21 protein-coding genes are annotated in these 21,174 nt (G+C 69.4%); 9 read left to right on the plus strand and 12 right to left on the minus strand.

Annotation, left to right across the window (positions count from 1 at the left end; genetic code table 11):
* Positions 1-8 precede the first annotated feature (8 nt).
* The 3 genes from EKE94_RS11820 to EKE94_RS11825 are packed head-to-tail and all read right to left on the minus strand — an operon-like array spanning position 9 to position 1,871.
* Positions 9-542 carry a TRAP transporter small permease gene (locus EKE94_RS11820; RefSeq protein WP_127906797.1) on the minus strand — a complete coding sequence of 178 codons (534 nt, stop codon included), beginning with the start codon at positions 540-542 and terminating at the stop codon, positions 9-11.
* Entirely contained in the window at positions 539-700 is a 162-nt protein-coding gene (locus EKE94_RS18685; protein ID WP_164870903.1) for a hypothetical protein, read from the minus strand. Before EKE94_RS18685 ends, EKE94_RS11820 begins: the two co-directional genes overlap by 4 nt.
* A gap of 55 nt (positions 701-755) precedes the next feature.
* Positions 756-1,871 carry a C4-dicarboxylate TRAP transporter substrate-binding protein gene (locus EKE94_RS11825; protein ID WP_127906798.1) on the minus strand — a complete coding sequence of 372 codons (1,116 nt, stop codon included), beginning with the start codon at positions 1,869-1,871 and terminating at the stop codon, positions 756-758.
* A gap of 232 nt (positions 1,872-2,103) precedes the next feature.
* On the opposite strand from EKE94_RS11825, the gene EKE94_RS11830 reads away from it, so the two are divergent.
* The 4 genes from EKE94_RS11830 to hpaR are packed head-to-tail and all read left to right on the plus strand — an operon-like array spanning position 2,104 to position 5,524.
* Positions 2,104-3,201, plus strand: coding sequence for an amidohydrolase family protein (locus tag EKE94_RS11830; protein WP_127906799.1), 1,098 nt, complete (start codon positions 2,104-2,106; stop codon positions 3,199-3,201).
* Positions 3,201-4,295 (plus strand): amidohydrolase family protein, encoded by a 1,095-nt coding sequence (locus EKE94_RS11835; protein ID WP_127906800.1) that lies wholly within the window; start codon positions 3,201-3,203, stop codon positions 4,293-4,295. Before EKE94_RS11830 ends, EKE94_RS11835 begins: the two co-directional genes overlap by 1 nt.
* A gap of 40 nt (positions 4,296-4,335) precedes the next feature.
* Positions 4,336-4,752, plus strand: a complete 417-nt coding sequence (locus EKE94_RS11840) for a Rieske (2Fe-2S) protein (RefSeq protein ID WP_127906801.1) — start codon at positions 4,336-4,338, stop codon at positions 4,750-4,752.
* A 25-nt stretch (positions 4,753-4,777) separates the two neighbouring features.
* A complete protein-coding gene (hpaR, locus tag EKE94_RS11845) occupies positions 4,778-5,524 on the plus strand; it encodes a homoprotocatechuate degradation operon regulator HpaR (RefSeq protein ID WP_127906802.1) in 747 nt (248 codons plus the stop codon).
* A 154-nt stretch (positions 5,525-5,678) separates the two neighbouring features.
* Here hpaR and EKE94_RS11850 read toward each other — a convergent pair whose 3' ends face one another.
* Together EKE94_RS11850 and trhO are read right to left on the minus strand one after the other, a co-directional pair.
* Positions 5,679-7,031, minus strand: coding sequence for a dihydrolipoyl dehydrogenase family protein (locus tag EKE94_RS11850; protein WP_164870905.1), 1,353 nt, complete (start codon positions 7,029-7,031; stop codon positions 5,679-5,681).
* Positions 7,032-7,300: 269 nt separating this feature from the next.
* Positions 7,301-8,203, minus strand: coding sequence for an oxygen-dependent tRNA uridine(34) hydroxylase TrhO (gene trhO, locus EKE94_RS11855; RefSeq protein ID WP_127906804.1), 903 nt, complete (start codon positions 8,201-8,203; stop codon positions 7,301-7,303).
* Between the two features lie 135 nt (positions 8,204-8,338).
* On the opposite strand from trhO, the gene pncA reads away from it, so the two are divergent.
* From pncA to EKE94_RS11870, 3 genes are all read left to right on the plus strand, one after another.
* A complete protein-coding gene (gene pncA, locus EKE94_RS11860; protein WP_235855995.1) occupies positions 8,339-8,947 on the plus strand; it encodes a bifunctional nicotinamidase/pyrazinamidase in 609 nt (202 codons plus the stop codon).
* A gap of 135 nt (positions 8,948-9,082) precedes the next feature.
* A complete protein-coding gene (gene pncB, locus EKE94_RS11865) occupies positions 9,083-10,375 on the plus strand; it encodes a nicotinate phosphoribosyltransferase (RefSeq protein ID WP_127906805.1) in 1,293 nt (430 codons plus the stop codon).
* A 224-nt stretch (positions 10,376-10,599) separates the two neighbouring features.
* Positions 10,600-11,172: a hypothetical protein gene (locus EKE94_RS11870; RefSeq protein WP_127906806.1), complete on the plus strand. Its 573-nt coding sequence runs from the start codon at positions 10,600-10,602 to the stop codon at positions 11,170-11,172.
* Positions 11,173-11,473: 301 nt separating this feature from the next.
* Here the strand turns inward: EKE94_RS11870 and arfB are convergent, their stop codons facing one another.
* From arfB to EKE94_RS11905, 7 genes are all read right to left on the minus strand, one after another.
* A complete protein-coding gene (gene arfB / locus EKE94_RS11875) occupies positions 11,474-11,896 on the minus strand; it encodes an alternative ribosome rescue aminoacyl-tRNA hydrolase ArfB (protein ID WP_127906807.1) in 423 nt (140 codons plus the stop codon).
* Between the two features lie 36 nt (positions 11,897-11,932).
* Entirely contained in the window at positions 11,933-12,961 is a 1,029-nt protein-coding gene (locus EKE94_RS11880) for a sodium:calcium antiporter (RefSeq protein ID WP_127906808.1), read from the minus strand.
* 367 nt (positions 12,962-13,328) lie between these two features.
* A complete protein-coding gene (locus EKE94_RS11885) occupies positions 13,329-13,949 on the minus strand; it encodes a queuosine precursor transporter (RefSeq protein ID WP_127906809.1) in 621 nt (206 codons plus the stop codon).
* Positions 13,950-14,208: 259 nt separating this feature from the next.
* Positions 14,209-15,111 (minus strand): esterase-like activity of phytase family protein, encoded by a 903-nt coding sequence (locus EKE94_RS11890; protein ID WP_127906810.1) that lies wholly within the window; start codon positions 15,109-15,111, stop codon positions 14,209-14,211.
* Between the two features lie 47 nt (positions 15,112-15,158).
* A complete protein-coding gene (mepA, locus tag EKE94_RS11895; RefSeq protein ID WP_127906811.1) occupies positions 15,159-16,058 on the minus strand; it encodes a penicillin-insensitive murein endopeptidase in 900 nt (299 codons plus the stop codon).
* Positions 16,055-17,398 (minus strand): MFS transporter, encoded by a 1,344-nt coding sequence (locus tag EKE94_RS11900; protein WP_127906812.1) that lies wholly within the window; start codon positions 17,396-17,398, stop codon positions 16,055-16,057. The genes mepA and EKE94_RS11900 overlap by 4 nt, the downstream gene beginning before the upstream one ends.
* A gap of 362 nt (positions 17,399-17,760) precedes the next feature.
* On the minus strand, positions 17,761-18,279 hold the full coding sequence (locus tag EKE94_RS11905; RefSeq protein ID WP_127906813.1) for an acyl-CoA thioesterase: 519 nt from the start codon (positions 18,277-18,279) through the stop codon (positions 17,761-17,763).
* 258 nt (positions 18,280-18,537) lie between these two features.
* On the opposite strand from EKE94_RS11905, the gene EKE94_RS11910 reads away from it, so the two are divergent.
* Both EKE94_RS11910 and recQ read left to right on the plus strand, forming a co-directional pair.
* The gene (locus EKE94_RS11910) at positions 18,538-18,825 is read left to right on the plus strand and encodes a YggT family protein (protein WP_127906814.1); all 288 of its coding nucleotides are present in this window, start codon (positions 18,538-18,540) and stop codon (positions 18,823-18,825) included.
* A 113-nt stretch (positions 18,826-18,938) separates the two neighbouring features.
* A complete protein-coding gene (gene recQ / locus EKE94_RS11915) occupies positions 18,939-21,014 on the plus strand; it encodes a DNA helicase RecQ (protein ID WP_127906815.1) in 2,076 nt (691 codons plus the stop codon).
* Positions 21,015-21,174 lie beyond the last annotated feature (160 nt).

Genomic DNA, 21,174 nt, shown 5'->3' on the forward strand with positions numbered 1-21,174 from the left:
TGGTCCGTTCAAGCTTCGGGCATGCGGTTGTGGTGGTCCTCGTCGGGACCCGCGCCGGGTGTCAGGATGCGGATGAAGCGCAGAAGGAAGCACAGAAACAGGCTGGCCCCCGCGATGGGCAGCAGCCAGCGGCCCGGCCACACCGTCAGGTAGCCGCCCGGGATCTCCAGCACTTCGCCCTGGTTCATGCGCCGGTCGGCCGAGATCCAGCTTTGCCACGTGAAGGCACCCAGGTAGAGGATGCCCAGAAGCGTGGTGAAGCCGTCGAGCGCGCGGCGCACGCCCGGGCTCATGAACTCGGTAAAGACGTCGGCCGAGATGTGATCGTCGCGCTTGCCCAGAAGCGCGATGGGCAGGAACGCCGCGGCGATCATGTAGTAGCCCGCGACCATCTGGTTGGTGGTCCGCAGGGGCGAGTTGAAGACCGTGCGCGCGACGATGTCGATGCTGATGTGGATCATCATCGCAAAGCCCGCGATGATCGCCACGGCCATCAGGGCCCGCGACCACCACTCAAGCACGCTGTCGAGTGTGCGGATCACGGGCGGTCTCCCCGGGTCGGCCTTTCGGCGCCCTCGGCGCCGGGGGCGGCAAGGATGCCGGGGGCGGCGTGGCCCGGGCGATGCGGATTGCGGCCTTGGCCGGACGCGGCCGTTCCGGGCCCGGCCGCCGCGATCGCGGCAGCGGTCAGTCGTGTCATCAATGCTCTCCTCCCATGGGAAAAGGGGCCCGCGGCGGGGCCCCTTCGCGGCGCGTCAGAGCGTCGACAGGTCGACCTTGGAATAGACCTCTTCCCAGAGCGTCTCGGCGAACTTGTCGACGTCGGTGCCGATCTCCTCGGACAGCTTGCCCCACTTGATCAGCGCCTCGTCATAGGCGTCGAGGAACGCCTCGGGGTCTTCCACCCCGAAATTTGACGCCATCTCGATCGCGGTCGTGCGCTGTTCCTCAAGGTAGCGGTCCATCATGGCCTGCCATTCCTCGGGGTTTTCGGGTGCGACCATCTTGACGCCGTTGTTGGCGATCTGGTCCTCCAGCGTCTCGTTGGTGCCGATGACGAAATTGTTGATCGTGTGCATCGCCGACAGCCATGGCGCGGCGCGCAGGTGCGCCATCTTCTGTTCTTCGGTGAAGCCGTTCCAGACGTCGCGGTTGATCATCAGGCCGACGATGGGGGACGACACGCCCAGGCTGAAATCGGTGACGTTCTTGGCGAAATCGCCGTAGCCGAAGGTTTTCAGCCAGTCGCCGATGCCGGTGGTGCAGTCCACGCCGCCGCGCTGCAGCAGCGACACGGTATCGGCAAGCGAGACCGAGACGGTCGAGGCGCCCGCCATTTCCATGATGTTGAGCGGCGCGCCCGAGGCGCGCACGCGCAGCCCCTGAAGCTGGTCGACCCGGGTGATCGGGTCGCGGCAGATCAGCATGTAGGGGGCCGAGGCATAGCCGCCCATCGGCACCTGGTTGAGGTTGCGCGTCTCCTCCAGGCAGGAGGGGCAGTGCAGCATCATCACCTCGTTCGCGGCGCCCGCGGCGGCGACGGGGTCGTCGCCCGGCACGGCCAGCCCGTAAAGCGTGGCGATCGACGGCAGCAGGTTCGGCACGTAGTTCGCCGCGGCGACGCCCGCATCCATCAGGCCGTCCTGGATCGCGGCGAAGGTTTCCACCCCGCCCGCCAGCTGGCCGCCGGCGATCAGCTCCCATTGCACCTCGCCGTTGGTCTCTTCGTCCACCCGGCGGAACACCTCGGGCAGGGCGTCCGAGTTGATGTAGTCGGACGCGGGCACCCACGACCCGTATGTATACGTTTCGGCCATCGCGCCGGTGGCGCCGACGGCAATGGATGCGGCCGTGGCCAGCATGCGGTTCATTGCGGTTCTCCTCCCCAAACTCCGGCGCGGCCCGCTATTTTCGCCAGCCCGACGCAAGATAGTTGGGATGTTAACTACAACCTATCGCGACTTAAAGCCCAAGTTTTGGGCTTTGTGGCGCAGGGGTTACGGGGCTTGCGACAGTGGCAATTAACATGTTAAACGCATATATCGCCGCCCGTGACCGAGGCGCGGCGCCGTCGGGAAGGCGGGGGCAGACGGGAGGAACGTGATGCTGACGAGACCGGATCAGACAGAGGCCGCGCCAATCGTGGGCATCGGCGCGATCGATTGCGATGTGCATACACGCTTGCCGCGCCAGGGTGACCTCATGCCCTTTCTCGACAAGTATTGGCAGGACATGTTCCCCTATCGCGACATCGACCTGATGGAACTGATGTCCTACCCCGTCTCGACCGCGCCCTTCACCCGCGGCGGGGCTGCCGGGCCGGGCAAGGGCGGGGTCGAGGATGCCGCCACGCTGAAACGCGACCTGCTGGACCCCTTGGGCCTCGGGGCGGCCGTGCTGAACGTCGTCAACGGCATCCAGGCGATCTTCGACCCCTATCTGCAGACCGTGCTCTGCCAGGCGACGAATCGCTGGCTCGCGTCCGAATGGCTGGACCGGGACGACCGCCTTCGCGCCTCGCTTCTGGTGCCCTTCCGCAATGTCGAGGCGGCGGTGAAGGAGATCGAGGCCTACGCGGGCGACAAGCGTTTCGTGCAGATCCTCGCGCTGGCGCAGGGCGAGGGGCTTCTGGGTCAGCGCCAGTTCTGGCCGATATGGGAGGCGGCGGCAAAGCACGGCTTCGCGCTGCAGATCCACGCCGGGTCGGCCTATCGCCAGGCGCCCACGCAAAACGGCTTTCCCAGTTACCTTGCCGAAGAGATCGCCCTGTGGCCGCAGGGCTTTGCGACGCAGGTCGCCAGCCTTCTGGCCGAGGGCGTGATGACCGAGTTCGCCGACATGAAGATCGTCGCCGCCGAATCGGGGGTCAGCTGGCTGTTCGGCATGACGTGGCGCGTGGCCAAGGACTGGCGCGGCGCCCGGGTCGAGGTGCCGTGGGTCAAGGAAAGCCCCGAAGAGATCATCACCCGGCAGCTGCGCCTGACCACCCAGCCTTTCGACGTGCCGGGCCACGACCCCGAGGATATCGAGGCGGTGATCGACTGTCTGGGATCGGCCGACAACCTGCTCTGGGCCTCGGACTATCCGCATGCCTATCCCGGTGCGCCCGGCGCATGGCCCGCCGGCCTGTCGACCGAGCTGGCGGGCGCGATCGCGCGCGACAACGCGCGTGCCACCTATTCCCGACTGGAGGTGAAGTGATGGCCGATACCGTTCTCGAACGCGACCGGACTGCCGACGCCAAGCTTGGCATCGTCGATTGCGACATCCACCCCGGCTTTCGCAGCAAGGGCGAACTGGCCGAGTATCTGCCCGAAGGGTGGAAACGGCACGCCCGCGATTTTGGCCTGCGCTGGACCAACCCTTTCCTCGGGGCGCTGCCCTATCCGCGGCTGGGCCACGGCATGCGGCAGGACAGCTACCCGCCCGGCGGCGGCGCCGCGGGGTCGGACCTCGATTTCATGCGCGAACAGCTTCTCGATCCGCTGAACGTGGAATTCGGGATGCTGCAGCCGCTGGGGCCGGGCCCCTACCAGCTGAACCCCGGGCTCGCCGCTGCGCTCTGCGGGGCCTACAACGACTGGCAGGTCGATCGCTGGACCTCGAAAGAGCCGCGGCTGAAGGGCGCGATCACGATCCCGCAAGAGGATGCCGCCGCCTCGATCAAGGAGATCGAGGCCCGCAAGGACGACAAGGGCTTTGCCCAGATCGCCGTCGCCCCCCGGGGGATGGAGGGCGCGGGCAAGCAGCGCTACTGGCCGATCTACGAACTGGCCGAAAGCCTGGACCTGCCGATCGGCATGCATGTCGCGGCGCACGGGTACCGGCCCAACACCGGGTCGGGCTGGGTGTCCTTCTACCTCGAAGAGCACCACGCCGTGTCGCACCAGGTGCAGAACACGCTGGCCTCGATGATTTTCGAAGGCGTCTTCGAACGCTTCCCCAAGCTGAAGGTCGTGCTCATCGAAGGCGGGTTCGCCTGGGTCGCGCCGCTTCTGTGGCGGATGGACCGCGAATGGGAGAGGCTGAAGGACGAGGTGCCGCACCTGAAGAAGAAGCCCTCGGACTACTTCCGCTCGAACGTGTGGCTGACCACCCAGCCGGTGGAAGAGCCGCCGAAGGTCAAGCGGATGACCGACCTTCTGCGCTGGGTCGGGACCGATCGGCTGATGTTCTCGACCGACTACCCGCACTGGGATTTCGACCATCCCGAACGGGCCTTCAAGGTCGGCATGACCGACGAGGTCAAGCGCGCGATCATGCGCGACACCGCCCGGGCGGTCTACAACCTCTAGACGTCCGGACCACGCAGCAACGAAAAAAAGGAGGCCGGCGATGGGGCGGCACGTGATCTGCCGGGTGGACGAGATCCCCGAGGGCAAGGGCAAGCGGGTGGACGTGGAGGGGCGCTCGATCGCGATCTTCAACCGCGGCGACGGGCGGTTCTCGGCGATCTCCAACACCTGCCCGCACGAGGGGGCCGAGCTTTGCTGGGGCAAGATCGCCGCCTTCGCCGACGCCACCGGCCCGGGCCAATACACCACGGTCGAGGACCGCGAGATGGTGCGGTGCCCCTGGCACGGCTGGGAATTCGATCTTGAAACGGGACGTTCCTATTGCGATCCCAAGCGCGTCCGGGTCAAAGCCTTCGACGTCAGCGTGGACGAGGCGACCGGCATGGCCGAAGGCCCCTACAAGGTCGATACCTACGACGTCGAAACCGAAGGCAGATACGTGGTGCTCACCATATGATCGATCCCCGCCCCGCGGCACCGGCATGACGGCCCTGCCGCCCAGACCGCCCCGCGCCGACGACGCGGCGCCGCAGGAGGGCGAGCGCAGGCAGGCGCAGCCCCGGGTGCGGCTGCGCAGCTTTTCGCAGTCGCTGCCGATCCTGATGCTGCAGGCGCGCGAGGCGGTGATGGAGAGGTTCCGCGGCACCCTGCGGCACTTCCGGATCACCGAACAGCAATGGCGGGTGCTGCGCGCGCTGGCCATGGTGCCTGGGATCGAGGTGGGCGAACTGGCCCGCGCCACCTGTCTTCTGCCCCCTTCGCTCAGCCGGATCCTGCAGGACATGGAGGCGCGCGGATACGTCCTGCGCCGCCCCGTGGCGGGCGATCTGCGCCGCGCCGAGGTGTCGATCACCGACGAGGGCCGCGCCTTCATCGCCGAGATCGCGCCGCATTCCGAAAGCACCTATCGCGAGGTGACCGAGGCCTTCGGTCCCGAGCGCATGGCGCAACTGAGCGGCCTTCTGCAGGACCTCGTGACCGAGATGCGCGCGCTGGGCGAGCCCCCTGCGATCGAGATCCCCGAGAGCCCCGACGCGGCCCCCGCAGGAGAGGCCCCCGCGCCGGAGGCTCCCCTTCGGGTTGACTCCGCGGGGATTGATCCCATCCGCCCCGCAAACGACGCGGGTCCGGCCCGCCCCGGCCCGGCCGGCGAAGCGGACCCCGACACCGAGATTTCCACGGAGGGTTCCGGCGGCCCTGGCACGCCGCGGGGTCGGGACGGCGCCTAGCCCCGGCCGTGCGGCAGGGCGGCCGAAATCAGCGTCACGAGGCGCCTCGCCCCTGTAAAACGGCAGGCGACCGGCATGAGACCCTATCAGGGTCATCGCACCCGGATGGCTTGCGGCCTTGTTCGCGGCGCGGCCCCGTTTATCGGCGGACAGGTCAGCCGGGACCCACCAGTTCTTCGCCGAAGGTCGGGTGCACGCCGGTCGGGCGGGCGACGCAGGCCCGGTCGGGGGCGGAGGCGAGCGCCATGCCGGTCGTCGCGATCATGTCCTCGGCACCATAGGCCATCAGCGCCGCGCCGATCAGCCGGCCCGACGCCGTCTCGCGCACGAGCTTGTAGAACTGGGTGCCGTCCCGCCCCTCGGGCGTCAGCACCCCGCTGGAAAGGTCCCGGGCGGTGTCGCTGATCGCCTCGACCTCGGTCCCGGCCTCGCGCGCGGCGGCCTCGGTCCGGCCCACCTGGGCCACCGGCGGGTAGACGAAAGCCGTGGTCGCCACCAGGCCGAGGTCGGCAAAGTCGCCGCCTTCGCCGAAAAGCGTGTCGGCCAGCGCCGTGCCGTCGCGCGTTGCGACAGGCGTCAGCGGGATCCGGTCGGCGGCGTCCCCCAGCGCGTAGACCCCGGCGACCGAGGTCTCCAGCCGGTCTGACACCGCAAGAGCCCCCGAGTCCGCGACCTCGAGGCTTTCGGACAGGGCGCCCAGGTCGTCGATGTTCGGCGTGCGTCCGACGGCGAGCAGCACGCGCTCGGCCTCTTCCACCAGGCCGGAGTCCAGGCTGACCCGCAAACCCCCGTCCACCGCGCGCGAAATCCGCTCGAGCGGGGCACCCAGCCGCACCGATACGCCCGCGGTCTCGAGGTTCTGCGCCGCGATCTGCGCCGCGTCCTCGTCAAAGCCGACAAGCAGGCGATCCTCGTCGGTGACCAGCGTCACCTCGCTTCCAAGCGCGGCGAGGATGGCGGCGAATTCGCAGCCGATATAACCGCCGCCCACGATCACGATGCGGCGCGGCAGGGCCTCCCACGCAAAGACATCGTCGCTGACCGAGGCATGTTCGGCCCCCGGCAGCGGCGGCAGGGTCGGGCGGGCGCCGGTGGCAATGACCAGCCGGTCGGTGGCAAAGCGGCGCCCGTCGGCCTGCACCTCGCCCGGTGCATCGATCCGCGCGGTCGCCCGCAGCAGGGTGACGCCCGCGTCGGACAGCGCCGCGTCGTAGCTTTGTCGGATGCCGTCGATCCGGGCGGCCCTGCGGGCGGTGAAGGCCGGGTAATCCAGTTGCGGCGCGGGGGCGAGGCCGGCGGCCTCCATCTCGACCGCCTGGCGTCTGTGCCGCCCCAGTTCCCACATCAGTTTCTTCGGGACGCAGCCGCGGTTGACGCAGGTGCCGCCCAGCTCGGCCCGCTCGATCAGCAGGACGCGGGCGCCAAGCGCCCCGGCCCGTTTCGCGAAGGCAAGTCCCCCGGACCCGCCGCCCACGACGATGGCGTCAAACTTTTCGGGATCCGGCATCGGGGGCTCACTTTCACTCATATCCAGAACTGACGCTCTACTTGGAGCGGGCGCGGCGCGGAGCAAGAGCGGTGCGCCGTGGGATCGCGCAGAGCGGGGGGGGTCAGACAGGCGGCGTCTCTGCGTCTCTGCGTCGCGCGGTCGCGGCGCGGTGTTCAACGGTGAGCAGTCGGTGCGGCGCGGGGCAGACGGCCCTAGCGAACCGGGGGCCGCCGAGGGGGCACCGAGAGCGCATTCGCCGGACCCGCCGCCCACGTGGGTGGCGCGCCTCAGGCGCCCAGGTGGCGGGTGCCACGGTCGCGGGCCAGCCGTATCTGGAGCTGGCGTTCGCGCAATCTTTCGCGGCGGGCAGGCGTCAGGTCGGCGGCACAGGCGCTGCAACTGACGCCTTCCTCGTAGTCCGGGCCCTGCCGCTCGGCCTCGGTCAGCGGGCGTCGGCAGCCGTGGCACAGGCCCAGCGTGCCTGGTATCAGCCCGTGGGTCACCGACACGCGGTCGTCGAAGACGAAGCATTCGCCCTGCCACAGGCTGTCGGCCTCGGGCACGGTTTCCAGGTAGCCCAGGATGCCTCCCTGCAGGTGAAACACCTCGTCCACGCCCTGCGACCTCAGGTAGCTCGTCGCCTTTTCGCAGCGGATGCCGCCGGTGCAGAACATCGCGATCCGCTTGCCCGCAAGGCTGTCGCGGTTGGCCTGCCACCAGTCGGGGAAGGCGCCGAAGCTGTCGGTGCCGGGGTCGATGGCACCGGCGAAGCTGCCCGCCTCGACCTCGTAGCCGTTCCGGGTGTCGATCACCGCGACGTCGGGCGCGCTGATCAGCGCGTTCCAGTCGGCGGGGGCGACATAGGTGCCCACGGCGCGCGTCGGATCGGCCTCGGGGCGGCCCATCGTCACGATCTCGCGCTTCAGCCGCACCTTGAGCCGACCGAACGGCATCGTTTCGGTGTGGCTCATCCGCGGGGTCAGGTCCGCGCAGCCCGGCAGGCCGCGCAGGTGGTCCAGCACGGCAGCCACGCCTTCGGGCGGGCCGGCGATGGTGCCGTTCACCCCCTCGGGCGCCAGCAGGATCGAGCCGCGGACGCCCGCGCCACAGCCCAGCCGGGCCAGCGGAGCGCGCAGCGCCGCAGGGTCGGGAAGGGGGGTGAAGCGGTAGAAGGCGGCGACATCGATCATGGCGGTCTGGCTAGCCCCCCGCGCGGTCCCCCGCAAGGGCGGCTTGACCTCTGCCGCCCGATCCCGAACCCTGCGCCGCAAATCACCCTGCCCGGGGTGGCGCCCCCGGGCGCGCGCCCGCTGACCGGAGACCCGATGATGCCCGCCCCCGAAGACGCCCTGATCGTGATCGACGTCCAGAACGATTTCTGCCCCGGCGGCGCGCTTGCCGTGGCCGGCGGCGACGGGATCGTGCCGGGCATCAACGCGCTGCTCGACGCGTATGCCGTGCGTGTCTTCACGCAGGACTGGCACCCCGCGGGGCACAGGTCCTTCGCGTCGCAGCATCCCGGGCAGGCGCCCTTGTCGGTGGTCGAGTTTCCCTACGGACCGCAGGTGCTCTGGCCCGATCACTGCGTGCAAGGCAGCGCCGGCGCGGCGTTTCATCCCGACCTGCGCACCGACCCGGCGGACCTGATCATCCGCAAGGGGTTCCGCCCCGACATCGACAGCTATTCCGCGTTCTTCGAAAACGACCACGAAACGCCCACGGGTCTTGAGGGGTATTTGCGCAGCCGCGGCGTGACGCGGGTGACCTGCGTGGGCCTCGCCTTCGATTTCTGCGTCGCCTACTCGGCCATCGACGCGGCCAAGCTGGGGTTCGAGACCCGGGTGCTGCGCGACCTCAGCCGCGCCATCGACATGGACGGATCTGCCGCCGCGGCCGAGGCCGAGATGCGCGCGGCGGGCGTGACCTTCGACTAGGACACGGGCGGACCGCATCCCCCTGGCCCAGCCTGGTCTGGCCCGCCCCGGCCCGCGCCCGGGCGGGGTGGCACCAGCGGGCTTGCGCGAGGCGTCCGGGCTTGCTCTAACATCCCGGCAATTCAGGGAGCCCCCATGGTCGACATCGCCGCCCGCGTCTGGAACCACAAGTGGAAGATCGATCCGATCGTCCGCTCCCTGATCGATACCGATTTCTACAAGCTGCTGATGTGCCAGTCGGTCTACCGCAACCGGCCCGACGCCCGCGTGACCTTCAGCCTGATCAACCGCACCAGCGACATCAAGCTGGCCGAACTGATCGACGAGGGCGAGCTGCGCGAACAACTCGACCACATCCGGTCGCTGTCGCTGTCGCGCGGTGAAAGCACGTGGATGCGGGGCAATACCTTCTACGGCAAGCGCCAGATGTTCCGCCCCGACTTCATGGACTGGTTCGAGACGCTGCGCCTGCCGCCCTATCACCTGGAAAAGCGCCACGGTCAGTACGAGCTGACCTTCGAAGGCTCTTGGCCCGAGGTCATGCTGTGGGAGATCCCGGCGCTGGCCGTTCTGATGGAACTGCGGTCGCGCAAGGTGCTGGAAGCGATGGGCCGGTTCGAGCTGCAGGTGCTGTACGCCCGCGCGATGACCAAGCTTTGGAAAAAGGTCGAACGCCTGCGCGACGTGCCCGGCCTGAAGATCGCCGATTTCGGCACGCGGCGGAGGCATTCCTTTCTCTGGCAGGACTGGTGCGTCCAGGCGATGCAGGAGGGGCTGGGCGACGCCTTCACCGGCACCTCGAACTGCCTGATCGCCATGCACCGCGAGGTCGAGGCGATCGGCACCAACGCGCATGAACTGCCGATGGTCTACTCCGCGCTGGCGAAGTCCGAGGATGAGCTGCGCGAGGCGCCCTATCGCGTGCTGGCCGACTGGCACGAAGAGCATGACGGCAACCTGCGCGTCATCCTGCCCGACACATACGGCACCAAGGGGTTTCTCGACCGTGCGCCCGACTGGCTGGCGGGCTGGACCGGCATCCGCATCGACAGCGGCGATCCCGCCGAGGGCGCCGAGACCGCGATTGCCTGGTGGAAGGCGCGGGGCGAGGATCCGACGCGGAAACTGGTGATCTTCTCCGACGGTCTGGACGTCGAGAAGATCGTCGAGCTTCAGGCCCGCTTCGCGGGGCGGGTGCGGGTCAGCTTTGGCTGGGGCACGCTTCTGACCAACGATTTCCGCGGGCTGGTCGCGAATGATGCGCTGCGGCCCTTTTCGCTGGTCTGCAAGGCGGTCGAGGCCGACGGCAACCCGACGGTGAAGCTTTCCGACAATCCGATGAAGGCGATGGGCCCGGGGCTGGAGGTCGAGCGCTACAAGCGGATCTTCGGGGTCGGTCAGCAGACCGCGCGCGAGGTTCTGGTCTAGCGGTTCGGTCCGGCCCCGCGCCTGCCGCCCCCGCCAAGGGGGCGCGGCGCCGCCTTGCGTTGCCGTCCGCGCGCCAGAGGGGGGCTTTGGATTTTGTTGTCGCCGGGCGCGAACCAGTCCCCCGATTGGCCTGAGCAAAATGCCGCCTGCAGCCCGGGCCTGCCATGCTGCCGCCATGTTTCGACGGCCTTCTGCCGAAAAATAGCAAGAGCAGGAGCAGAGGCATGTTCGAACGGATCAAGGCGCTATCGGCGGATCGCTTGGGGCGGCGCATCGCGCTCGATGCCCCGATTGCCCCGCCCCGCCCGCGCCCGACCGACCCGCTTGGGGCGGCCGCGGCGGTGTTCGATGACGAGTTTGCCCTTCTCAACCGAGAAATCGTGCAGATCGCCGGGGCGCCGCTGGTCGCGGTGCCGCTCTGCCCCTCGGCGTGTCAGCCCGGGGCCAGGGCCGACGGGCTGCTGTCGATGGGGGCCACGCCCTTCGGGAGGTGGAACATGACCTACTATGCCTCGACCCCGGGTGCGGCGCGGACGCTCGACACGCATATCTACGAACCCGTCTTCGACGGCCTCTACGAAGGCTGCATGGCGGACGAGATCGACCGCGTCCTGGAAAGCTGGGCGCAGTTCCGCCAGAACGACCCCGCCGCCACGGCCGCGCAGGCACGGTCCTACGCCGCCGCGCTGCGGATGATGCTGGGCGAAGCGGGCGGGCGCATCGAAAAGATGCTGTTCTCGGGCCGCCGCAACCTGTGGACCGAAAGCCTGTGCCGGCACGAGGCGCTGGTCGGCTAGAGGCCGGCTAGAGGTCGGGCCGGGTCTGTCGCGGAAATCTCCCACGCGGCCTGCGGGGCGGGGGCTGGCGCAGGAATTCATGAGCAGACCGGCGGCCTCCTGACGGCAGAGCGTCCCGATGTGCCGGGGCAGCAGGTCTGCCGATGGAAGCCTGTCCGCCCTTCCTGTGCCCGTTTCCGGTACTGGCGCTGCATCTGGAGCCATGCGCAACCCAAGCCGGGGCAGGGGGTGCTGCCCGCGACTACCCGTCTGCCCGCCACCCTCCGTCGGCTATCGCATTCCGTTGGTGCGACATCGGGCCCTAGCCCTCGGGATCGACCTTCCCGCGCAGGGATTTCACCGAGCCGCGCTGTTTCTTGCCTTCGATCCGCCGCCGTTTCGAGGCCAGCGTCGGCCGGGTCGGCACCCGCCGTTTCGGCACTTCGGTCGCGCGGCGGATCAGCTCGGCCAGCCTGTCACGCGCGATCTCGCGGTTGCGGGCCTGGCTGCGCGTCTCCGAGACGTGCAAGACCAGCGCCCCCTCCTTGGTCCAGCGCCGCCCGGCCAGTCGCCGCAGCCGGGCCTTGACCGGGCCCGGCAGGTTCGGCGACCTCTCGGCCTCGAACCGCAGCTCGACCGCGGTCGCGACCTTGTTGACGTTCTGCCCGCCGGGTCCGCCCGACTGGCCGAACTGCTCGACGATCTCCCAGTCCTCGATCGCGATCTTCTGCGTGATCTGCAGCATGCCCTTCTCCGTCCGATCCGTCGCCCCACGGGCCCGTCATATCACGACCAGAACCACGGACAGGGCATAGAGCGCGAGCACCAGAACGCTTTCGAACCCGATCCGTCCCGGCCCCGCCTTTTCCCGCCGGATCATGCCCAGAAGCAGCACCGCCGTCATCATCAACGCCAGCAAAGCGGTCGAGAAATCTGCCGAGCTCATTTCTGCGTAGATCGACCCGTCATAGGTCACGTCGGCGGCCGACAGGAACATCACCTCGAACGCGTTGCCGCCGATGATGTTGCCGATGGCGAGGCTGACGGCGCCCACGCGCACCGCGGCGATGGCGGTCACCAGTTCGGGCAGCGAATTGGCGAAGCCGGCAAAGATCGTGCCGACCGCGCTTTCCGACATGCCTGTCTTGTCGACCAGTCCAAGGCTGGCCTCGCCGATCGCGTAGCCCGCGGCGGCGGTGATCGCGGCATTGATCGCGAAGCGCAGCCAGAGGGTTCGCATCCGCCCCTCGACCGCCGGTGCGGGGTCGGAAATCTCTTCCTGCGTCTCGTCGGTCTGCACCGGCTCCCACATCGGTTCATCCTCGATGTGCCACAGCAGGCGCAGGCCGAAGGCATAGGCGATCGGGATCGCGGCCGAGGCGGGATGGATGCCCCAGACGGTAAAGGCCGGCTCGCCCGCCGCGATAAGGGGAATCGTCAGCAGCACGACCAGCAGCACCCCCTGCGCCAGCCCGGTGACGCTGGCCGCCGCGTGTTCCAGGTTCGCGCGGCGATAGAACAGGTCGGCCACGGCGACAAAGGCCGTCTGCGCGGTCAGCCCGCCCAGCGCGTTGCCCACGGCCAGTTCGGGCGCGCCCTGTGCCGCCGTCGACATCGAGGTGATCGCCCCGGGCATCGAGGTGGCGGCGCCGACGAACAGCGCGCCCGCGATCACCTCGCCCATCCCCGTGCGGTCGGCCAGCTCGTCGGCCACATAGGACAGGCGGACCCCCGCGACCCCGATCGCCGCCGCGGCCAGCGCAAAGATGGCGATGATCCAGGGAAGGGGCAGGCCGGCTATATCGGGCATTGGGTGCTTTCGCGTTGGGAACGTCCCGCCCCAACGCGAGACATCCCTCGTGGGGGCCAAGAAAATGGGCCAAGGAAATTGGGGCCGCGAAAAGTCGTGCCCGTTGCGCTGCGTCAGGGCAAAGATGGACGCGGAATGGAAAAGGGCCGCCGGCATCGCCAGCGGCCCTTCGAGATCCACGGAGATGGGCCAGTTAGAGCACCGGGCCCAATCAGGAATGTTCCGTCTTCGGGACTGCCCTCAGACGTCGGCCCCCCTGACTGTTCCGACCCCATCTTCCAATATCACTCTAGACACTGGACCACCTCCTTTCTCTGAATTGCCGATACCTGCAGCCTGCCACGGGTTCGGCATTTGTCAAAGACTTTCAGACGGCTTGCGGACGAAACTGCCTCACGATCAGGCGAAACGGCAGCAGCGCGATCAAGGCGAGGGCAAGTTTGACCAGCCAGTCGGCGACGCCCAGCGACATCCACAGCGGCACCACGGGCCCGGCCCCCAGCAGCGGCAGAGCCTCGTTCGCCCAGGCCACGTCGTTGCCGGGTTCGATAAAGCTGAGCGTGGCGGCAAAGGCCACGGTGAAGAAGATCGCGGTGTCGAGCGCCGATCCCACGAGGGTCGAGACCAGCGGCGCCCGCCACCAGCGCCCGCCGCGCAGCCGGTCGAAGATGGCGATGTCGAAAAGCTGCGCGCAAAGGAATGCCGCGGCCGAGGCCAGCGCCACGCGCCATGTCACCAGCGGGCCGAAGTCGCCCGCGATCTGGGTGCCGACGAGCGAACAGATCAGCCCGGTGACGAACCCCGCCAGAACGACGATTCGCGCCTCGCGCGGGCCGTGAAGCCGGTTGGTGAGGTCGGTGACGAGGAAGGCCAGCGGGTAGGTGAACGCCCCCCATGTCAGCCATTGGCCCAGCAGGATCTGGACGAGGATGTTCGAGGCCACGACGATCGCGGCCATGGCAAGGATGCCGGGCAGAAGACGGGTCATATGGGTGTCCGTTTTGGCAAGGTGACCGGAGACTTGTCCCCGCGTGGCTGGTGCCTCGGGGCGCGCCTGCGATACCTCTGCCGCAGCGATTGCGCAAGGGTCGTGTCCGCAGGGCCGGTGCCCACGACGGGACGCCGGCGGCCTTTCCGCTGCGCTGGCGTGGACCGCGGCCCGCGTGTTCCTGCGTCGCCCAACATGGGCGCCCTCAGCGGTGCGCCCATGGGGCGGATCGTCCCCTGCCCGGGCCGGGGTCAGCGGCCTAGGGCAGGACGTACTCGACGATCTGGGACCGCTGGATCGCCAGGAAGTTGTTGTCGGCGATCATCGTCAGCCGGGTGCGTCCGTCTGGGTCGCGCCAGACCGACAGGCCTTCGAGGTTGCCATGCGTGCCGGGCCGCGTCTCGACCAGCGTCTGTTCGCCGGAAAGCGCGGTCTCGCCCAAAGTGAAACGCCGCACCCGGGTGGCAAAGCCGAAGGGCCCCGCCAACCTGCGTTCGAGAAGGTAGAGCCGCCCGTCGGGGCCGATATCGGCCTCGACCGCCTTGAACGCGCCGCGGGCGGGGATGGCGAAGGGTTGGCTCCAGCGCTTGTCTGCAAACCGGTAGACGGGGAACCGCCCCGCGACCGGATCCTCGGGCATCGTCAGGAGGGTGCCGTCGGGGGTGATCGCCAACGCCTCGAGCGCGCCGTTCGCGTTGAACCCGGCAAAGTCGGGGTGGCGGGGCAGGGCCGTGGGCCGCGCGCCGGGGCGGGCATATCGCCAGATCCTCGGATCCCGCTCGAACGACACGTAGAGGCTTCCGTCGGAGGCGAGCGCCAGCCCCTCGGCATCGCGCAGCCGCATCGAGACGGGCGCGCCCGCGGTATCGGCCATGGGCCAGAGTCCGGTCCGTCCGACGCCGGTCAGCCGCGCCCCTTCGCGGTCAAGCGCGCCGGAGGCCAGCGTGCCGTGATCGGAAAGCGCGAAGAAGCGGCGGCCATCGGCCGTAACCTCGATCCCCGAATAGCCGCCGTGCCCGGGCGTATCGCTTTCCCACGGCGTCACCGAGGACAGCGTCGCACGGACCTCGCCCCCCGCCGGTGCCGCGGCAACGGCAAGGGGCGTGGCGAGGGGGATCGCGGGAAGGATCGCGGCGGCAAGCGCGCAGATCAGGCGCGGCATGCGTCCCGGCCTGCGCCGGGGTGTGGTGCGCGCGCGGCGATGCGCCCTCACGCCGGGGACAGGACGGCAGAGCACTGGCGCGGCAGGTCCGACATCGTGACCGGCCGGCTGGGCCGGGGGGCCGGGGCGTTCGGGTCGCGCGGCGGCGGGTTCAGGATGTTGTTCACCCAGTCCTGCGCGTCGGCACAGCCGTCGCCCGGCGGCGGCGGGTCCTGATCGACACAGGCCGTGGCGCCCGGCGGGCAGTTCAGGCGAATGTGGAAGTGATAGTGGTGCCCGCCCCATGGCCGCACCTTGCGCAGCCAGGACCGGTCGCCGCGCTCGGCGTTGCACATCGCCACCTTGGCGCCGGGAAAGATGAAGATCCGCGCGACGCGGGGATCCTGCGCGGCGGCCTTGACCAGCGCCATCTGCGACGGGCCCCAGCGGTCGTTGGTGTAGGCCCCCGCCGCGCGGCGGTAGGACTGCGCCGACAGGTTCTCGCGGTCGGTGCGCGACAGGCCCAGCGTTGCGGGCATCAGCCAGATGTCGGCGTCCAGCCCAACCTGGTGGCTGGCATGGCCCGAGGACATCGGCCCGCCGCGCGGCTGCGACATGTCGCCGACGTAGATGCCGTTGTAGCCCGGGATCGCCGCCGCCTTGCGCGACAGGTCCTGCACGAAGTCGACGGTTTCGGGCAGCGCCCAGTTGCGGTTGCGCGACAGCCGCATCGCCTGCCACGTCGGCCCGGTCTCGGCCAGCTGCACGCCGCCGGCCATGCAGCCCTTGGAGTAGGAGCCATAGGGCTGCGGGCTTTGCGGCGAGCCGGTGGTTTCGGCCGAAAACAGCCGCTTGGGGTCGCCGGTGCGCAGCACCGTCACGTCCGAGGGGGCGAGGGGCGGCGCGGTGTCGCCGCCGCCGCAGGCCGCCAGCGCCAGCAGCAGCGCGGGAAGGAAATGTCTGATCATGGGTGCGAGGGGTCTCCGTCGGGTCTGACCCAGCCTAGCAGAGCGAGCCCCGCCGCGAAAAGCACGATCAGCGGCGCGATGCCCCATTGCTGGCTGCCGGTCCAGGCCGTCGCCGCCGCGATCGCCAGGGGCGCGGTAAAGGCCGTGGCCTTGCCCGACAGGGCATAGAGGCCAAAGGCCTCGGTCATCCGCGCGGGGTCGCCCTGCCGCACCATCATCGTGCGCGACGCGGTCTGCAACGCGCCGCCCGCCGCCCCGATCACCGCGCCGAGGATGTAGAAGGCGACATCGGGCAGGTGGCTCTCCGGCGCCACGGGCAGGCCCAGCACGCGCGTGCGCGAGGTTGCCATGACCGCGATCACCACCAGCAGCAGGATGGCGCAGGACGCCGCAATCACCGGCTTCGGGCCGAACCGCGCGTCGGCCTGCCCGCCGATCCAGGCAAAGAGCGCGCCGGTGACGACGGCGAGGATGCCGAAGGTCCCGGTTTGCACGACCGACCAGTCCAGCACCCCCGCCGCATAGATCGCCCCCAGCGCATAGGTGCCGTTCAGCCCGTCGCGGTAGAGCATCGAGGCACCGAGATAGGCAAAGAGCGACCGGCGCCGCGGCAGGGTGCGGATCGTTCGGCCGAGGTCGCGCAGCGCGCCGCCCACGTGCAGGCGCGGCGCGGGCCCGGTGCTGCGCGGATCGCGCACCCACAGGAAGAAGGGGATCATGAAGACCACGTACCACGCCGCCGTCAGCGGCCCGACGAAACGCGTGCCCTGCCGCGTCTCGGGGTCCAGCCCGAAAGCCGGCGACAGGCCCGCGAAGGTGCGTCCGGACGCGCTGCTTTCGGCAAAGAACACCAGCATGATGACCAGCGCCACCAGCCCGCCGAGATAGCCGAAGGCCCAGCCATTGCCCGAGATCCGCGCGATCTCGTCCCGCCGCCCCAGATCCGGCAGCAGCGCGTTGGTGAAGATCGTCGCGAACTCCATCCCCACGAGGCCGATGCCGAAGCTGAGCATGACGAGGCCGGGGCGGAAGGCGTCGGGCGAGGCGAACCACAGGCCCGCCGATCCCAGGACGTAAAGCGCCGAGAACCCGGCGATCCAGCGCATCCTGTGGCCGCCCTGATCGGCGATCGCGCCCAGCACCGGCGCCATCAGCGCGATGGCGACGCCGGCCAGGCCCACGCCCGTGCCCCACAGCGCCTGCGCCGCGGCGCCGTCGGCCAGAAGCTCGGCCATGTAGGGACCGAAGATGAAGGTCAGCAGCAGCGTGGCATAGGGCTGGCTGGCCCAATCGAAGAAGAACCAGCCCCAGATGCGGCGGCGTTTCGTGACCTCGGTCATGGCGCGGGGGTCCCCTTGCGGTCGGAAGGCTGCGCCAGTCATGCCGCGGCGCGGGCGATCCCGCAATGTCGACGCGCCGCGGCCCCCGCCTTTGCGCCCGGGCGTGGCGCCAGGGTCCCGGCGCCGCCCGTCGCAAATCCACAGGGCCCCGGCCGCCCGGGCCGAAGGACGGTCGCCCCCGACCGTTGGACCGAACAAGGGGGCTCCGAGGTGTCATTACAAGGACGGCGCGGCCGCAGGCCGCCGGGCCGGTTGGGCCTGACTTGGTGGGCCTTTCTAGGGTCCCGGGCGCGGGGGGCGGACCCCGGTCCGGCCCCGGGCCGTTCCTGTCAGGTTCCGCGCGCGGGCGCCGGGGCGGGGGCCTAGAAGCGTGGCGGCCAGGGGCGGGTATCCTCGGCCGCGATCCAGGCGGTCACCCAGTCGGGCAGGGGCGGGCTTTCGGCGGCAAGGCCCGCATCGCGCGGCGGCACGATGCCCGAGGGCCCGGTCAGCGCCACGCGCAACAGCACGTTGTTGGCGCATTCCTCGCCCTTCCACAAAGCCTGCTCGATGTAGAAGAACCGCCTGTCCCACCCCAGCAGGCGCGAGCGCATCTCGAACCGCTCGAACATCTTGATCCGGCGGCGATAGCGGATCGAGGCGCCGGCCACCGCCGCGCCCCACTGGTTTTCGTACATCACCGGGCGCAGGCCGCAGCGATACATCATCACCACGCGCCCCAGATCGTAAAGCGTCAGGGTGCGGCCGTTGTTAAGCTCGCGCCACAGGTCGATGTCGATGGGCCAGCAGCGGTGATGCGAGACATGCGTGTCGAAAACCCCCAGCCGCGGCGCGCGGCGGAACTTCACGATCTCTTTGACGAAACGGATCACCGGATACATGTGCGCCCCCTTGGCCAGACCTGTCCGATGTCGCCAATATCCCCGGTAAGGTCAAACCGGCGCGGCAGGCAGGAACGCGACGTTCCGGGCAAAAGCGACGCATGGCGTCCCGCGCGGTGCGGTCACGACGGGGGCAAGGCGGGGCAAGGCGGGCTGCCGCGTCAACTCTGCGCACCGCAAAGGCTTGCCTCGCGCGCGGGGTGTCCTTACCTCTCCCCCGACCCAGTCTTGCGACAGATATTTCAGGAAAGTGCGCCGATGACCTCGCTAATCCAGATCCTGCTGATGATCCTCGACGTGATCTGGTTCATCATGATCGCGCACATCATCATGAGCTGGCTCATCAACTTCCAGGTCCTGAACCTGCGCCAGCCGCTGGTGTCGCAGTTGTGGTATGGCCTGAACCGCCTGCTCGAGCCCCTTTACGGGCCGATCCGGCGCATCCTGCCGGCGACGGGGGGGCTGGACCTTGCGCCGCTGGTGGCGCTGCTCATCATCTACGCGCTGCGGATCATCCTGCTCAACAACGCCGCCGCCTTCTACTGACGGGCGCGCGACGGGCGTGGCCCGGCGGCGCCGCGCCGCAGGGCCACGGACTTGTTTACCGATTCTCCATCTGAGATGTTGCAGCCTCAGAGCAGCCAGAAGATGTAACATCCATGCCGCCCAGCCCCCCTTCCGATGCCGGGACCGCAGATCCGCTGCGCGTCCTGCGCGAGGTTTTCGGTTTCAGCGCCTTCCGCCCCGGACAGGCCGAGATCGTCGAGGCCGTGGCGGCGGGGGAAAATACGCTGGCCATCCTGCCGACCGGCGGGGGCAAGTCGCTGTGCTACCAGCTGCCCGCACTGTGCCGCCCCGGCCTGACCATCGTCGTGTCGCCGCTGATCGCGCTGATGCGCGACCAGGTCCGGGCGCTGACCGAAGCGGGGGTCGAAGCGGGCGCGCTGACCTCGGCCAACACCGAAGAGGAAACCGACGCCGTGCTGGCGGCCCTGCGCGAGCGGCGTCTGAAACTGCTCTACATCGCGCCGGAACGTCTGGCCTCGGGGGCGACCGAACGTCTGTTGCGGCAGGCCGACGCGACGCTCATCGCGGTGGACGAGGCGCATTGCGTCAGCCAGTGGGGCCATGATTTCCGCCCCGACTACCTGCGCATCGGCGCGCTGCGCAAAAGCCTGGGCCTGCCACTGGCCGCCTTTACCGCGACGGCCGACGAAGAGACGCGGGCCGAGATCGTCACCCGCCTGTTCGAGGGCGAACAGCCGCGGCTGTTCCTCGGCGGGTTCGACCGGCCGAACCTGCACCTTGCCTTCCAGCCGAAAGACAATCCGCGGCGCCAGATCCTGGCCTTTGCCGCGGCGCGCAAGGGGCAGTCGGGCATCGTCTACTGCGCGAGCCGGGCCAAGACCGAAAGCCTTGCCGCGGCGCTGCGGCAGGACGGACACTCGGCCTGCCATTACCACGGCGCGATGGAGGCGGGCGAACGGCGCGAGGTCGAGAGGCGGTTCCAGCAGGAGGACGGGCTGATCGTCGCTGCGACCATCGCCTTCGGCATGGGCGTCGACAAGCCCGACATCCGCTGGGTCGCCCATGCCGACCTGCCCAAGTCGATCGAGGGCTATTACCAGGAGATCGGGCGCGCGGGCCGCGACGGCGCCCCGGCCGAAACGCTGACGCTGTACGGCCCCGACGACATTCGCCTGCGCCGCGCCCAGATCGACGAAGGCATGGCCCCGCCCGAACGCAAGGCCGCCGATCACGCGCGGCTCAACACCCTTCTGGGGCTGGCCGAGGCGCTGGGATGCCGCCGCCAGCGCCTCTTGCGCTATTTCGGGGAAGAGCGGGAGCCCTGCGGCAACTGCGATCTCTGCGACCGCCCGCCCGAGGTCTTCGACGGGACCGAGGCGGTGCGCAAGGCGCTGTCGGCGATGCTGCGGACGGGCGAAAGCTTCGGCTCGGGCCACCTGATCGACATCCTGACGGGCAACGTGACCGACAAGGTGCGGGCGCGGCGGCACGACGACCTGCCGACCTTCGGCGTCGGGCGCGATTACGACCGGCGGCAATGGCAGGCCATCTTTCGGCAGATGATGGGGCTGGACCTTGTCCGGCCAGATCCCGAACGCCACGGCGCGCTGTTCATGACCGATCCGGCTCGCCCCGTGCTGCGGGGCGAGGCGACGGTCGATCTGCGCCGCGACGCCCTGCGCGCCCAGACCTCGCGCCCCGTGGCCAAGGCGCTGGTCAGCGAAGAGGACGCGCCGCTTCTGTCCGCGCTGAAGGCCAAGCGCCGCGCCCTGGCCGAGGCCGCGCGCGTGCCGGCCTATGTCATCTTTCCCGACCGCACCCTGATCGAGATCGCCGAGCGTCGCCCCGGCTCGCTGGACGACATGGCCGGGATCAGCGGCATCGGCGCGAAAAAGCTTGAGCGTTACGGCGATGCCTTCCTGTCCGTCGTGACCGGCGCCGCCGCGGAAGAGATGCACCCGACCCGGCGCAAGCTTGCGGGCCGCGAGGCGGGCAGCATCTTCGACCGGCTGGAAGCCGCGCAGCGCGATCTCGTGCGGGGGCCGGACGGGACGGGCAAGTACCTTTCCTGCACCACCTCGACCCTGCGCCAGATCGCCGAGCGTCGTCCCGCCACGCTAAGCGCGCTCGCCGCCGTGCCGGGGATGGGAGAGATGAAGGTCGAACGCTTCGGCGATGCCTTCCTGACCGTGCTCGTCGCCGACTAGGCGGTCGGGACGCGGGGGCTGGAAAGCGGGAGCTGCAACCGCAATCCCCCGCGCCGCGCATCGCCGCCGACTGCCGCGCCGGGTGCGGTGAAGCTGGCGCCGCTTCGCGCAGGCCCAAGTTATGTCAGGAAGTCTCTCGCGCCCCGGGGCCCCCGGTGAT

The organism is Mesobaculum littorinae (genome assembly GCF_004011175.1).
Classification (GTDB): domain Bacteria; phylum Pseudomonadota; class Alphaproteobacteria; order Rhodobacterales; family Rhodobacteraceae; genus Tranquillimonas; species Tranquillimonas littorinae.

Excerpts from the sequence above, each read along its gene's own strand:
- EKE94_RS11830 (WP_127906799.1), top strand. The coding sequence starts at position 2,104 with ATGCTGACGAGACCGGATCAGACAGAGGCCGCGCCAATCGTGGGCATC.
- EKE94_RS11850 (WP_164870905.1), bottom strand. The coding sequence starts at position 7,031 with ATGCCGGATCCCGAAAAGTTTGACGCCATCGTCGTGGGCGGCGGGTCC.
- EKE94_RS11825 (WP_127906798.1), bottom strand. The coding sequence starts at position 1,871 with ATGAACCGCATGCTGGCCACGGCCGCATCCATTGCCGTCGGCGCCACC.
- EKE94_RS11835 (WP_127906800.1), top strand. The coding sequence starts at position 3,201 with ATGGCCGATACCGTTCTCGAACGCGACCGGACTGCCGACGCCAAGCTT.
- EKE94_RS11880 (WP_127906808.1), bottom strand. The coding sequence starts at position 12,961 with ATGCCCGATATAGCCGGCCTGCCCCTTCCCTGGATCATCGCCATCTTT.
- pncB (WP_127906805.1), top strand. The coding sequence starts at position 9,083 with ATGGTCGACATCGCCGCCCGCGTCTGGAACCACAAGTGGAAGATCGAT.
- trhO (WP_127906804.1), bottom strand. The coding sequence starts at position 8,203 with ATGATCGATGTCGCCGCCTTCTACCGCTTCACCCCCCTTCCCGACCCT.
- EKE94_RS11840 (WP_127906801.1), top strand. The coding sequence starts at position 4,336 with ATGGGGCGGCACGTGATCTGCCGGGTGGACGAGATCCCCGAGGGCAAG.
- EKE94_RS11900 (WP_127906812.1), bottom strand. The coding sequence starts at position 17,398 with ATGACCGAGGTCACGAAACGCCGCCGCATCTGGGGCTGGTTCTTCTTC.
- pncA (WP_235855995.1), top strand. The coding sequence starts at position 8,339 with ATGATGCCCGCCCCCGAAGACGCCCTGATCGTGATCGACGTCCAGAAC.
- EKE94_RS11910 (WP_127906814.1), top strand. The coding sequence starts at position 18,538 with ATGACCTCGCTAATCCAGATCCTGCTGATGATCCTCGACGTGATCTGG.
- EKE94_RS11870 (WP_127906806.1), top strand. The coding sequence starts at position 10,600 with ATGTTCGAACGGATCAAGGCGCTATCGGCGGATCGCTTGGGGCGGCGC.
- arfB (WP_127906807.1), bottom strand. The coding sequence starts at position 11,896 with ATGCTGCAGATCACGCAGAAGATCGCGATCGAGGACTGGGAGATCGTC.
- EKE94_RS11885 (WP_127906809.1), bottom strand. The coding sequence starts at position 13,949 with ATGACCCGTCTTCTGCCCGGCATCCTTGCCATGGCCGCGATCGTCGTG.
- hpaR (WP_127906802.1), top strand. The coding sequence starts at position 4,778 with ATGACGGCCCTGCCGCCCAGACCGCCCCGCGCCGACGACGCGGCGCCG.
- EKE94_RS18685 (WP_164870903.1), bottom strand. The coding sequence starts at position 700 with ATGACACGACTGACCGCTGCCGCGATCGCGGCGGCCGGGCCCGGAACG.
- EKE94_RS11890 (WP_127906810.1), bottom strand. The coding sequence starts at position 15,111 with ATGCCGCGCCTGATCTGCGCGCTTGCCGCCGCGATCCTTCCCGCGATC.
- EKE94_RS11905 (WP_127906813.1), bottom strand. The coding sequence starts at position 18,279 with ATGTATCCGGTGATCCGTTTCGTCAAAGAGATCGTGAAGTTCCGCCGC.
- mepA (WP_127906811.1), bottom strand. The coding sequence starts at position 16,058 with ATGATCAGACATTTCCTTCCCGCGCTGCTGCTGGCGCTGGCGGCCTGC.
- recQ (WP_127906815.1), top strand. The coding sequence starts at position 18,939 with ATGCCGCCCAGCCCCCCTTCCGATGCCGGGACCGCAGATCCGCTGCGC.